This window comes from Pseudomonas sp. WS 5532 (genome assembly GCF_012985445.1).
In the GTDB taxonomy this organism is placed as follows: domain Bacteria; phylum Pseudomonadota; class Gammaproteobacteria; order Pseudomonadales; family Pseudomonadaceae; genus Aquipseudomonas; species Aquipseudomonas edaphica.
In genome coordinates this window covers 250,402-262,846 of sequence record NZ_JAAQWK010000001.1, presented here as the reverse complement: position 1 = coordinate 262,846, position 12,445 = coordinate 250,402, and the positions used below count along the sequence as shown (strand labels likewise).

Here is a 12,445-nt window from a genome sequence, read left to right as displayed (position 1 = left end):
GAGCGTGGGAACGATCAAACGCCCTTCGGGGCGTTTTTTTGTGGCCGGGATAATCAGCCGCGAGCGTTTTCGATCAGCTCGATGTACTCAGGCGCGTTGCGCTGGTCCTTGATCAGCTCGACGAAGGTCTTGCCGTGCTCGTCCTTACCATCCAGGTCCAGGCCAGCTTCCTTGAAAAAGCCCAGGAAGCGCTCGAAGTCGTCGATACGCAGGCCACGGTAGGCCTTGATCAGCTTGTGCAGGGACGGTGAAGTCGCGTCGACTGGCTCAAAATCCAGGAACAACTTGATCTGGTCGTCGCCGATCTCGTCACCAATCACCTGTTTCTTATCTTTACGCATTACCGACTCCAGCCTGCAGACATTTACACGGGATTGGGAGTCTACCTGCCAGACACCACCTTCGAAAACAACCAAACACTCATGTGGGAGCCGGCTTGCCTGCGATAGCGGTGCATCAGTGACAGTTGGGCCAACTGACCCGCCGCCATCGCAGGCAAGCCAGCTCCCACATTGACTGCATTCGGCTTAATTACTTTGCGCGTACGGCCCCTGTGTGCAGATCCGCCCAGATATGCCCATTGGTATAACTGAGGAACTGCACATACACCGTGTCATTGCGCAGCAGGTCGACAATCACTCGATATTGCGCCATTGGGTAAGACAGGGTCAGGGTTTTGCTGGCGTCATCGAACATCGGCTTTTTCAGGCTTTTGCTTTCGGCATCAAAATTGAGCACCACCTGACTGATCGTCGCGCCCTTGTTCAGGGATTTCCCCTTGAGGCGGATCATCAACGGCGAGGTCACCGGAATTGGCTGTTGCGTCGACTGCCGCTGGTTACCCACCACCACCGCATATTCGGTAACTTGCAGCAGTTGCTGCTGATCGGGCGTTTGCGCACGCAGGGTCAGGTCATCGGGCGGCAGGAACTGGCTGTGCATCGGCGCGGGCGCGGCAGCCAGTGGCAAACTGAGAGTCAACGCCAGGGCGGCGCAGGTGCGTGTCAACAGGCTCATGGGCCGCTCCGTAGAAGAAGGCCGAGCACTGTAGCTCAATCGAACTGGGCGAGCATCCAGCGTTGATACTCGGCCACACCGGCATCGCCTTCGCGGGGCGCCCAGTCGGGTGACTCGCCCTCGCCTATCGGGCGATACGGCCCGGCCTTGCATTCAAACATCACACTGTCAGGCTCCAGCACCACCAGGCCATGAAACACACCTGGCGGCAGATCGACGCCTGCACACTCACCGCCCGCCTGCAGAATGCGCTTGGCAATCACCTCGCCGGTATCGCTGAACACCAGTAAGCCGAGGCTGCCCTTGAGCACCAACAGGGTTTCCGCCTTGTCGGCACGCAGGTGCCGATGCGGCGGCACATAGGTGTCGGGTTGCAGGCCAACGGCCAGGCGATGGCAAGGTTCTTCCATCTGATGGAAGTTGTGATGGTGCCGGCCACGGGGGCTGGCGGCCGCTTTCTCGGCCAATTCAGCAAACAGCGTCTGATCAAGAAAGCGCACCATGGTTTACATCCCTTTAACCGCGTAGATGCCATTGGCGTTACGCCAGTAGCCTTTGTAGTCCATGCCGTAGCCGAAGATGTAGCGGTCAATGCACGGCAGGCCGACGTAATCGGCTTTGAGGTCCGGACGGGCTTTGCGGTCGTGGTCTTTGTCGATCAGTACGGCGGTGTGCACTTTGCGCGCGCCGGCATGTTTGCAGAAGTCGATGATCGCGCCCAGGGTGTGACCTTCATCGAGGATGTCGTCGATGATCAGCACGTCGCGGTCGATGAACGACACTTCCGGCTTGGCTTTCCAGAACAGGTCGCCGCCGCTGGTCTCGTTGCGATAACGGGTGGCGTGCAGGTAGGAGGCTTCCAGCGGGAATTGCAGATGAGTCAGCAATTTGCCGGCGAAAATCAGGCCGCCGTTCATCACGCAGAAGACCACCGGGTTGGTGTCGGCCATTTCGCGGCTGATGTGTGCGCCGACCTTGGCGATCGCTTCTTCGACTTGCGCTTCGGTGTACAGGCAGTCAGCCTCGCGCATGATTTGACGGATATGCTCGAGATCAGCGGACATGGCGCTCTCCAAGGGGGTGCTGTGGCAAGAAAAGCGGGCAAAGGTACGCATGTGAGGCGCAACGATCAAGCCTTAATGGACTAACGTACTAGATGTCTATAGGACAACACCCTCGGATAGATTAATCTAGGCCGGTTTTTTTGCCCGCCGCCGGAGCCTTTCCCATGCCCACTCGCGAGATCCGCCACCCGCTGATCCGACACAAACTCGGCCTTATGCGCCGTGCCGACATTAGCACGAAGAATTTCCGTGAGCTTGCTCAGGAAGTCGGAGCGCTGCTGACTTATGAAGCGACCAAGGATTTGCCGCTGGAAACCTACGAGATCCCCGGTTGGGCCGGTCCCGTACAAGTGGAGAAAATCGCCGGTAAGAAAATCACCGTAGTGCCTATCCTGCGCGCCGGTATCGGCATGCTCGAAGGCGTGCTCAGCCTGATCCCGGGCGCCAAAGTCAGCGCCGTGGGCGTGGCTCGTAATGAAGAAACCTTGCAGGCGCACACCTACCTGGAAAAACTCGTCCCGGAAATCAACGAACGCCTGGCAATGATCATCGACCCGATGCTCGCCACCGGCAGCTCCATGGTTGCCACCATCGACCTGCTGAAAAAAGCTGGCTGCAAGGACATCCGCGCCATGGTGCTGGTAGCTGCCCCTGAAGGCATCGCTGCCGTCGAAAAGGCTCACCCGGACGTGCAGATCTACACCGCCTCCATCGACGAGCGCTTGAACGAACACGGCTACATCATCCCAGGCCTGGGCGATGCCGGTGACAAGATCTTCGGCACCAAGCAGAAGGACGCGTGAGCATGCAGGATGAATTCAACGACCCGCTTTGGCGCCAGATCCTGTCTGGCGCACAAATGCTGTTTGTAGCATTTGGCGCGCTGGTGTTGATGCCACTGATCACAGGTCTTGATCCAAACGTCGCACTGTTCACCGCAGGCCTGGGCACGCTGCTGTTCCAGGTGGTGACAGGGCGGCAGGTGCCGGTATTCCTGGCATCGAGCTTTGCGTTTATCACCCCGATCATTCTCGCCAAAGGCCAGTTCGGCCTCGCGGCGACCATGGGCGGGGTGATGGCGGCCGGTTTCGTTTATACCTTCCTGGGCCTGGCTGTTAAGGTCAAAGGCACGGGCTTCATCGACCGCCTGCTGCCGCCGGTGGTGATTGGCCCGGTGATCATTTCCATCGGTCTGGCCATGGCGCCGATTGCCGCCAATATGGCAATGGGCAAAGCCGGCGATGGCAGCGAGCTGATCCATTACCAGACGGCGATGCTGATTTCGATGCCGGCGCTGCTGACCACCTTGATCGTCGCGGTATTCGGCAAAGGCATTTTCCGCCTGGTGCCGATTATCTCCGGCGTGCTGGTCGGCTTTGCCATGTCGTTCTACTTTGGTGTGGTCGACACCGCGAAAATCGCCGCCGCGCCGTGGTTCGCCCTGCCCCATTTCACCGCGCCGGAGTTCAACTGGCAGGCCATCCTGTTTATCGTCCCGGTGGCCCTGGCCCCGGCGATCGAACATATCGGCGGTGTGATTGCGGTGGGCAGCGTGACCGGTCGCGATTACCTGAAGAAGCCCGGCCTGCACCGCACCCTGCTGGGTGACGGGATTGCCACCACCGCTGCCGGCCTGTTCGGCGGCCCGCCAAACACCACTTACGCCGAAGTGACGGGCGCAGTGATGCTGACCAAGAACTACAACCCGAAAATCATGACCTGGGCGGCAGTGTTTGCCATCAGCCTGGCGTTTATCGGCAAGTTCGGCGCGTTGCTGCAAAGCATCCCGGTACCGGTGATGGGCGGGATTCTGTGCCTGCTGTTCGGCTCGATTGCGGCGGTTGGCATGAACACGTTGATCCGCCACAAGATCGACCTGGGTGAGGCGCGCAATCTGGTGATTGTGTCGGTGACTTTGGTGTTCGGGATTGGCGGTGTGCTGGTCGGCACCGGCACTGGCCCGGATGATTTCGGCCTCAAGGGCATCGCCCTGTGTGCGGTGGTAGCGATTGGTTTGAACCTGCTGCTGCCGGGCAATGATGGCTGGAAGAACAAGAAGCCGGATGAGCCGTTGATCTAACTGGCTCAACGCAAAAAAAAGTGGGAGCTGGCTTGCCAGCTCCCACTTTTTTTATCTTCAGTGTGGCTTAGAGCTCGCCGAGGCCATCGATCAGCGCCTGGTTCTGCTCCGGCGTACCGATGCTGATCCGCAGGAACTGGGCAATCCGCTCCTGCTTGAAGTGCCGCACGATCACGCCTTGCTCACGCAGCTTTGCGGCCAAACCCGCGGCATCGTGCCGTGGGTGACGGGCAAAGATGAAGTTGGCCGCTGAAGGCAACACTTCAAAACCCTTGCCTTGCAACTGCGCGACCACCGTGTTGCGGCTGTCGATCACCCGCTTGCACGTTTTCTCGAAGTACTCACGGTCTTCAAACGCCGCCGCCGCGCCGACAATCGCCAGGCGATCCAGCGGGTAGGAGTTGAAGCTGTTTTTGACCCGCTCCAGCGCCTCGATCAGGTCCGGGTGGCCCACGGCCAGGCCTACACGCAAACCGGCCAGTGAGCGCGATTTGGACAGGGTCTGGGTCACCAGCAGGTTCGGGTAGCGATCCACCAGGCTGATGGCGGTTTCACCGCCGAAGTCGATATAGGCTTCATCGACCACCACCACCGAATCCGGGCTGGCCTTGAGGATCTGCTCCACTGCATCCAGCGCCAGCACGCAGCCAGTCGGCGCGTTCGGGTTGGGGAAGATGATCCCGCCGTTGGGCTTGGCGTAGTCGGCCACGCGGATCTGGAATTGCTCGTCCAGCGGCACCGGGGCGGACTTGATGCCATACAGGCCGCAGTACACCGGGTAGAAGCTGTAGCTGATGTCCGGGAACAGCAGCGGCAAGTCGTGCTGGAACAGGCCGTGGAAGATGTGCGCCAGCACTTCGTCGGAACCGTTGCCGAGGAACACCTTGCTGGCGTCGACCGCGTAATACTTGGCCACGGCCTGCTTGAGCAGGTCGCTGTTGGGGTCCGGGTACAGGCGCAAATTGTCGTTCAACTCGGCCTGCATCGCGGCCAGCGCCTTGGGCGAAGGGCCGTAGGGGTTTTCATTGGTGTTGAGCTTGACCAGTTTGGTCAGCTTCGGTTGTTCGCCGGGTACGTAAGGCACGAGGTCCTTGACGAAGGGGCTCCAGAATTTGCTCATGCCTCATTTCCCCTCTTCAAGGATGCGATATTCGGCGCTACGCGCGTGAGCGCTCAGCGATTCACCACGGGCCAGCACCGAGGCAGTCTTGCCCAGTTCGGAGGCGCCTTGTGGCGAGCAGAAGATAATCGACGAGCGCTTCTGGAAGTCATACACCCCCAGCGGCGACGAGAACCGCGCGGTGCCGGACGTCGGCAGCACGTGGTTGGGGCCGGCGCAGTAGTCGCCCAGGGCTTCGCTGGTGTGACGGCCCATGAAGATCGCACCGGCGTGGCGGATCAACGGCAGCCAGGCCTGTGGGTCGGCTACGGACAACTCCAAGTGCTCTGGCGCAATGCGGTTGGCCACTTCGATGGCCTGTTCCATGTCACGCACCAGAATCAGCGCACCACGGCCATTGATCGACTTCTCGATGATCTCGGCGCGCTCCATGGTCGGCAGCAGTTTGTTGATGCTGGCGGCGACTTTGTCGAGGAACTCGGCGTCCGGGCTGACCAGAATCGCCTGGGCGTCTTCGTCGTGCTCGGCCTGGGAAAACAGGTCCATGGCGATCCAGTCCGGGTCGGTCTGGCCATCACACACCACGAGAATTTCCGAAGGGCCGGCGATCATGTCGATACCGACCTGGCCAAACACGTGGCGCTTGGCGGTGGCGACATAGATGTTGCCGGGGCCAACCACCTTGTCGACCTTCGGCACGCTTTCGGTGCCGTAGGCCAGGGCTGCAACAGCTTGCGCACCACCAATGGTGAACACGCGGTCGACACCGGCGATGCAGGCAGCGGCCAGCACCAGCTCGTTGATTTCACCACGCGGGGTCGGCACCACCATGACCACTTCGGTCACGCCCGCCACTTTGGCCGGAATCGCGTTCATCAGTACCGATGACGGATACGAGGCCTTGCCGCCGGGCACGTACAGACCGGCGCGGTCCAGCGGCGTGACTTTTTGGCCCAGCACGGTGCCGTCGGCTTCGGTGTAGCTCCAGGAATCCTGTTTCTGTTTTTCGTGGTAGCTGCGCACCCGCGCCGCCGCCACTTCCAGGGCTTCGCGCTGGGGTGCAGTGATGCGTGTCAGCGCCAGCTCCAAGCGTTCACGGGGCAGGATCAGGTCGGCCATGGACTTCACGTCCAGGCCATCGAACTGACGGGTGAAATCCACCAGCGCCGCATCACCGCGCTCGCGCACGGCCTTGATGATGTCGAGCACTCGCTGGTTGACCGAGTCGTCAGACACGCTTTCCCAGCTCAGCAGATGATCCAGATGATGGGCGAAATCCGGGTCGGCAGCGTTGAGTCGGGCAATTGCAGTGGACGTGGTCATAGCGAGGGCCTCAATAGAATTGGCAAAAACTCAGGCGCCCTAAACTAGCAGTCATTTCCGCTTGGGCACCTGAGAATTCTGGCTATGAGGCGGATAGACGGGCGCGGCCTAAGGCCGCGCGGGTGAGTCAACCGCGGTGTCGAGACTCCACTGCCTTGCGCAGGGTGTCGATCAACGCCTGGATACGGGCATGTTGCATCTTCATCGAAGCTTTGTTGACGATCAGGCGGGAGCTGATGTCGGCAATGAAGTCCTGGGGTTCGAGGCCGTTGGCGCGCAGGGTGTTGCCGGTGTCGACCACGTCGATGATCTTGTCAGCCAGGCCGATCAGCGGCGCCAGCTCCATCGAGCCGTAGAGCTTGATAATGTCGACCTGACGGCCTTGCTCGGCGTAGTAGCGCTTGGCGACGTTGACGAACTTGGTGGCCACGCGCAGGCGGCCTTTAGGCTCAACGTCACCGACACGGCCGGCGGTCATCAGCTTGCACAGCGCAATACGCAGGTCCAACGGCTCGTAAAGGCCCTGGCCACCGTATTCCATCAGCACATCTTTACCCGCAACACCGAGGTCGGCGGCGCCATGCTCAACGTAGGTCGGCACGTCGGTAGCCCGCACGATCAGCAGGCGCACATCGTCCTGGGTCGTGGGGATGATCAGCTTGCGGCTCTTGTCCGGATTCTCGGTTGGCACGATGCCCGCTTCAGCCAGAAGCGGCAAAGTGTCGTCAAGGATGCGGCCCTTGGACAGTGCGATGGTCAACATGGGAAACGTCAGTCCTTCATCAGGCTATTGCTGCCCGGTCGCAAACGGCGCCAGACACAGATCGAGGCCATTACAGCCTCGATTTGAAACAAATTCAGCTAACAGCAAACACAGACCTGTGGCGAGGGAGCTTGCTCCCGTTGGGTCGCGAAGCGGCCCCCAAGAACGGGACTGCTGCGCAGTCCAGCGGGAGCAAGCTCCCTCGCCACAGGTGACGGTGTTTACAGTTCCAGGAGCTAGCCCGGTACGCGGCGGATTTTAGCGCCGAGCATCTGCAGCTTTTCTTCGATGCACTCGTAACCACGGTCGATGTGGTAGATGCGGTCGATCAAGGTGTCGCCGTCGGCGCACAACGCCGAAATCACCAGGCTGGCCGAGGCACGCAGGTCGGTCGCCATCACTGGCGCGCCCTTGAGCTTGTCGATGCCGGTAACGATGGCGGTGTTGCCTTCGACCTGGATCTTGGCGCCCATGCGGTGCAGTTCATACACGTGCATGAAGCGGTTTTCGAAGATGGTCTCGATCACGGCGCCTGTGCCTTCGGCAATCGCGTTCAAGGAAATGAACTGCGCCTGCATGTCGGTCGGGAACGCCGGGTAAGGAGCCGTACGCACGTTTACGGCTTTTGGCCGCTTGCCGTGCATGTTCAGCTCGATCCAGTCCTCACCGGTAGTGATTTCAGCACCGGCTTCCTTGAGTTTTTCCAGCACGGCTTCCAGGATGGTCGGATCGGTGTCCTTGACCTTGACGCGGCCACCGGTAACGGCAGCGGCAACCAGGTAGGTGCCGGTCTCGATACGGTCCGGCATCACTTTGTAGGTGGCCGAGTGCAGACGCTTCACACCGTCGATAGTGATGGTGTCGGTGCCGGCGCCGGTGATGTTGGCACCCATGGCGATCAGGAAGTTGGCCAGGTCGACTACTTCAGGCTCGCGCGCTGCGTTTTGCAGCACACTGCGACCGTTCGCCAGGGCGGCAGCCATCATGATGTTCTCGGTACCGGTAACGCTGACGGTATCAAAGAAGAAGTTGGCACCGCGCAAACCGCCTTCCGGCGCCTTGGCCTTGATGTAGCCGCCTTCGACGTCGATGACCGCGCCCATGGCTTCAAGGCCACGGATGTGCAGGTCGACAGGACGCGAACCAATCGCGCAACCGCCAGGCAGTGCTACTTCAGCTTCGCCAAAACGGGCAACCATCGGGCCCAGCACCAGGATCGAGGCACGCATGGTTTTCACCAGTTCGTACGGCGCGATCAGGGTCTTGATGGTGCGCGGGTCGATTTCGACAGACAGCTTCTCGTCGATCACCGGCTCAATACCCATGCGACCGAACAGCTCGATCATGGTGGTAATGTCGTGCAGGTGCGGCAGGTTGGCCACAGTTACCGGGCCATCGCACAGCAGGGTCGCTGCCAGGATCGGCAAGGCGGAGTTTTTTGCACCGGAAATGCGGATCTCGCCATCGAGGCGGGCACCACCGGTAATAATCAATTTATCCATAAGAATCTCGACGCCTTGGGGGCTCAGGTACGCTCGGCCCAGGCCGCGCGGCTGAAAAATTTCATAGTAACCGCGTGGATGCTGCCATCGGTGATCCACGGGTTCAAATGGGCATAGATCTGCTGTTGACGCTTGACCGGGCTCAATTTCGCCAGTTCATCGCTAATCACGTTCAGCTGGAAATTGCAGCCTTCGCCTTCAACTTCTACGATCGTTTCCGGCAGCTTTCCTTCAAGGAAGCTTTTAACTTCTAGGGCCTGCATGCTCAACCTCTATCGGCGCCCAGTGCGCACGGGTCGCACATCATACAAAAAAGCCCCGCGCCTGCGAACCCCGCATAGCAGGACTCTGACGGGGGGGCTTCTTTAATAATGTGTATTAAGGATGCGCCAACAGTTCGGTAATACCGGAAACCTGAGCGATTTCACGCATGTCTTCGGGCATTGAGCGGATGCTGACCGGCTTCCTGGCGGCTTGCGCATCACGCATGAAGCACAGCAACAACGACAAGCCGACGCTGCTGGACTTGGTCACCGCCGAGCAATCAAGCACCAACGCAGGTGCGTTACTGCTGTTGATCAGCGCCTGACCCTGCTTGCGCAGGTCAGGCCCGGTGCGGTAATCCAGCACGCCACTGAGGAACAACTCGCCGGCGTCACCCAGACGAACAGCCGACTCGGTCATTGCGCAGGCTTCCCGGCTTGTTTGTCGGTTTCTTCCTTGGCTTTGGCGACTTCACCGGCCCAACCATTGATGGTTTTGTCCAGGTTATTGCCATTACGCTGCATCGCATCAGCGAACTGATCGCGGAACAGCTTGCCGATGTTGATGCCGTTGATGATCACGTTGCGCAGTTTCCACTCGCCGTTGACCTTCTCCAGCGTGTACTGCACAGGGTAGATGGCGCCGTTATTGCCTTTGACGCTCATGTTAACGCTGGTGCGATCACCCGACTCATCCCCGGCTGGGGCGACGGTAATACCTTGGTTGTTGTACTCCAGCAGGGCGTTGCCGTAGAACTGGAACAGGCCCTTCTTGAAGTTTTCCTGGAATGTTTGCATTTGCGCAGGGGTAGCCTTGCGCGAATACTTGACCGTCATGATGCTACGGGAAATGCCTTCGGCATCGACCACCGGGCCCACAATGGTATTCAGTGCTTCGTAAAACCTGGTCGGGTCTTGCTTGTACTGCTCTTTGTTGGCAGTCAGGTCAGCCAACATCTTGTTGGTGGTGTCCTGCACCAGATCGTGCGCAGAACCGCCGGCAGCGGCATTAGCCATCAGCGGCAGCGCTGCCAGCAGCACCAGCAGACCACGTCGCAAGGTAGAGATCATGAACAGGTTCCTCATTTGGCGTCTTTATTGACCGTATTGAGCAGGAATTTACCGATCAAGTCTTCAAGCACCAGCGACGACTGTGTGTCGTGGATTGTCGAACCATCCTTGAGCAGGGCTGTTTCCCCACCCACGCTGATGCCGATGTACTTCTCGCCCAGCAGCCCAGCAGTGAGGATAGATGCAGTGGAGTCAGTCGGCAGATTATCTACCTTCTTGTCGACTTGCATGGTCACCCGGCCAGTGAAGCTGTCGCGATCCAGATCGATTGCCGTGACCTTGCCGATGGTTACACCGGCCATGGTCACTTTAGCTCTGACCGTCAAACCAGCAATATTGTCGAAGTACGCGTAAAGCTTATAAGTATCGGCGGTGGGGCTGGCCGAAAGGCCGCTGACTCGCAGGGCGAGCAACAGTAAAGCCAGGATGCCAGCCAGCAAGAAAAGGCCGACACCGATTTCCACAGTGCGGTTTTGCATCAGAAATCTCCAAACATCAAGGCGGTCAAAATGAAGTCAAGGCCCAGTACCGCCAGCGAGGCGTACACAACGGTCTTGGTGGTGGCGCGACTGATCCCTTCTGAAGTGGGCTCACAGTCATAGCCTTGGAATACGGCGATCCAGGTCACTACAAAGGCGAAAACGATGCTTTTGATGATGCCATTGAGCACGTCGCCGCTGAAGGTCACGCTGTTTTGCATGTTGCCCCAGTAGGAGCCGTCATAGACGCCCAACCAGTCAACCGCCACCCACGAACCACCCCAGATGCCCACCACGCTGAAAATCATCGCCAGCAGCGGCAGGGATATGAAGCCGGCCCACAGGCGCGGGGCAACAATATATTTGAGCGGGTCCACGCCGATCATTTCCAGGCTGGACAACTGCTCGGTGGACTTCATGTTGCCGATTTCGGCGGTCAATGCAGAACCCGCACGGCCAGCGAACAGCAAAGCGGTGACCACCGGCCCCAGCTCACGCAGCAGCGTCAGGGCAACCATCTGCCCGACTGCCTGCTCCGAACCGTAGCTGGAGAGGATATTGAACCCCTGCAACGCCAGCACCATACCGATGAATATCCCGGACACCACGATGATGACCAGGGACATCACGCCCACCGAATGCAGCTGTCTCAACAACAGGCCAAAACCGCCGCCAATGCCGCCACGCCCGAGCAGCGCGTGAAACAGAAAAATTGTCGAACGCCCCAGGACCTCGACCAAGTCGATGCCGGAACGGCCGAAAAGGCGAACCTTCTCGAGTAAAGATGTCTTGCGCATCAGCGCTTCCCCAGAAGATCTGAGCGGTAGTCCGCTGCCGGAAAATGAAAAGGCACCGGGCCATCGGGATCGCCGGTCATGAATTGGCGAATGCGCGGGTTATCAGCGTTCATCAGTTCTTCAGGCGTACCCTGCCCCAGCACCTGGCCATCGCCGACCACATAAAGGTAGTCAGCAATGCTCGCGGTTTCGGCCAGGTCGTGGGAAACCACGATGCTGGTGATCCCCAACGCATCGTTGAGCAGGCGGATCAGGCGCACCAGCACGCCCATGGCGATCGGGTCCTGGCCTACGAACGGCTCGTCATACATGAGGATCTGCGGATCGAGGGCAATAGCCCGCGCCAGCGCAACACGACGCTTCATGCCACCGGACAACTCGTCGGGCATCAGGTCGATGGCACCGCGCAAGCCCACGGCTTGCAATTTGAGCAGCACAATGTCACGAATCATTTCATCGGACAGCTGGGTATGCACCCGCAGCGGAAACGCTACGTTTTCGAAAACGTCGAGGTCGGTAAACAGGGCACCGCTCTGGAACAGCACGCCCATATGCTTGCGCGCATCGAACAGATCGCTGCGCGACAGGGTCGGCAGGTTCTGGCCGTTGACCCACACTTCGCCGGCGCTGGGCCGCAATTGCATGCCCATCAGGCGCAACAAAGTGGTCTTGCCGCAACCGGAAGGCCCCATGATGCCCGTGACTTTGCCGCGGGGAATGCGAATATCGACGTTATTGAAGATGCTGCGCGAACCGCGCTTGAAGGTAAGACCCTTCAGCTCGACCGCGTAGGCGTTATCGGCACTCATCTAATCTCCTTGGGATGCAGCCTTTCACTCAGACACCATGCTTGCGACTTTCGTTTGCAACAGATGCACAAAAGTTAGCGGCATGGGGTGGGCCGACCGAACTGGCGGCGAACTATATCACTGCTGGTACAGAGCCCCCAAGGCCGGAACAGCGCTT

16 protein-coding genes are annotated in these 12,445 nt (G+C 59.5%); 2 read left to right on the top strand and 14 right to left on the bottom strand.

All coding sequences use genetic code 11. The features are described from left to right. Positions 1-53: 53 nt before the first annotated feature. The 4 genes from HBO23_RS01285 to HBO23_RS01270 all read right to left on the bottom strand — a co-directional run bounded on the left by HBO23_RS01285 (position 54) and on the right by HBO23_RS01270 (position 2,081). On the bottom strand, positions 54-341 hold the full coding sequence (locus tag HBO23_RS01285) for a PA4642 family protein (RefSeq protein WP_017138220.1): 288 nt from the start codon (positions 339-341) through the stop codon (positions 54-56). Positions 342-531: 190 nt separating this feature from the next. Continuing rightward, positions 532-1,017 carry a hypothetical protein gene (locus HBO23_RS01280; RefSeq protein ID WP_017138221.1) on the bottom strand — a complete coding sequence of 162 codons (486 nt, stop codon included), beginning with the start codon at positions 1,015-1,017 and terminating at the stop codon, positions 532-534. 35 nt (positions 1,018-1,052) lie between these two features. Then, positions 1,053-1,520 carry a WbuC family cupin fold metalloprotein gene (locus HBO23_RS01275; protein WP_170036277.1) on the bottom strand — a complete coding sequence of 156 codons (468 nt, stop codon included), beginning with the start codon at positions 1,518-1,520 and terminating at the stop codon, positions 1,053-1,055. A gap of 3 nt (positions 1,521-1,523) precedes the next feature. Beyond that, positions 1,524-2,081, bottom strand: coding sequence for a hypoxanthine-guanine phosphoribosyltransferase (locus HBO23_RS01270; RefSeq protein ID WP_003216150.1), 558 nt, complete (start codon positions 2,079-2,081; stop codon positions 1,524-1,526). A 164-nt stretch (positions 2,082-2,245) separates the two neighbouring features. On the opposite strand from HBO23_RS01270, the gene upp reads away from it, so the two are divergent. Continuing rightward, positions 2,246-2,884 carry a uracil phosphoribosyltransferase gene (upp, locus tag HBO23_RS01265; RefSeq protein WP_017138223.1) on the top strand — a complete coding sequence of 213 codons (639 nt, stop codon included), beginning with the start codon at positions 2,246-2,248 and terminating at the stop codon, positions 2,882-2,884. A gap of 2 nt (positions 2,885-2,886) precedes the next feature. Continuing rightward, on the top strand, positions 2,887-4,161 hold the full coding sequence (locus HBO23_RS01260; protein ID WP_017138224.1) for a uracil-xanthine permease family protein: 1,275 nt from the start codon (positions 2,887-2,889) through the stop codon (positions 4,159-4,161). Between the two features lie 67 nt (positions 4,162-4,228). Here the strand turns inward: HBO23_RS01260 and hisC are convergent, their stop codons facing one another. The 10 genes from hisC to HBO23_RS01210 form a co-directional block, all read right to left on the bottom strand. Beyond that, entirely contained in the window at positions 4,229-5,281 is a 1,053-nt protein-coding gene (gene hisC, locus HBO23_RS01255; RefSeq protein WP_170036275.1) for a histidinol-phosphate transaminase, read from the bottom strand. 3 nt (positions 5,282-5,284) lie between these two features. Then, positions 5,285-6,604 (bottom strand): histidinol dehydrogenase, encoded by a 1,320-nt coding sequence (hisD, locus tag HBO23_RS01250; protein WP_017138226.1) that lies wholly within the window; start codon positions 6,602-6,604, stop codon positions 5,285-5,287. Between the two features lie 127 nt (positions 6,605-6,731). Next, positions 6,732-7,367 carry an ATP phosphoribosyltransferase gene (gene hisG, locus HBO23_RS01245; protein ID WP_003188599.1) on the bottom strand — a complete coding sequence of 212 codons (636 nt, stop codon included), beginning with the start codon at positions 7,365-7,367 and terminating at the stop codon, positions 6,732-6,734. A gap of 236 nt (positions 7,368-7,603) precedes the next feature. Next, positions 7,604-8,869: a UDP-N-acetylglucosamine 1-carboxyvinyltransferase gene (gene murA / locus HBO23_RS01240; RefSeq protein ID WP_017138227.1), complete on the bottom strand. Its 1,266-nt coding sequence runs from the start codon at positions 8,867-8,869 to the stop codon at positions 7,604-7,606. A gap of 23 nt (positions 8,870-8,892) precedes the next feature. Further along, positions 8,893-9,132: a BolA family protein gene (locus tag HBO23_RS01235; protein WP_017138228.1), complete on the bottom strand. Its 240-nt coding sequence runs from the start codon at positions 9,130-9,132 to the stop codon at positions 8,893-8,895. Positions 9,133-9,247: 115 nt separating this feature from the next. Beyond that, positions 9,248-9,553 carry an STAS domain-containing protein gene (locus tag HBO23_RS01230; RefSeq protein ID WP_138453435.1) on the bottom strand — a complete coding sequence of 102 codons (306 nt, stop codon included), beginning with the start codon at positions 9,551-9,553 and terminating at the stop codon, positions 9,248-9,250. Beyond that, complete coding sequence (locus tag HBO23_RS01225) at positions 9,550-10,203, bottom strand: ABC transporter substrate-binding protein (protein WP_017138230.1); 654 nt, start codon at positions 10,201-10,203, stop codon at positions 9,550-9,552. The genes HBO23_RS01230 and HBO23_RS01225 overlap by 4 nt, the downstream gene beginning before the upstream one ends. 11 nt (positions 10,204-10,214) lie before the next feature. Next, the gene (gene mlaD / locus HBO23_RS01220; RefSeq protein ID WP_010170575.1) at positions 10,215-10,682 is read right to left on the bottom strand and encodes an outer membrane lipid asymmetry maintenance protein MlaD; all 468 of its coding nucleotides are present in this window, start codon (positions 10,680-10,682) and stop codon (positions 10,215-10,217) included. Then, entirely contained in the window at positions 10,682-11,479 is a 798-nt protein-coding gene (mlaE, locus tag HBO23_RS01215; protein WP_017138231.1) for a lipid asymmetry maintenance ABC transporter permease subunit MlaE, read from the bottom strand. Before mlaE ends, mlaD begins: the two co-directional genes overlap by 1 nt. Next, entirely contained in the window at positions 11,479-12,288 is an 810-nt protein-coding gene (locus tag HBO23_RS01210) for an ATP-binding cassette domain-containing protein (RefSeq protein ID WP_005784851.1), read from the bottom strand. The genes mlaE and HBO23_RS01210 overlap by 1 nt, the downstream gene beginning before the upstream one ends. Between the last annotated feature and the right edge of the window lie 157 nt (positions 12,289-12,445).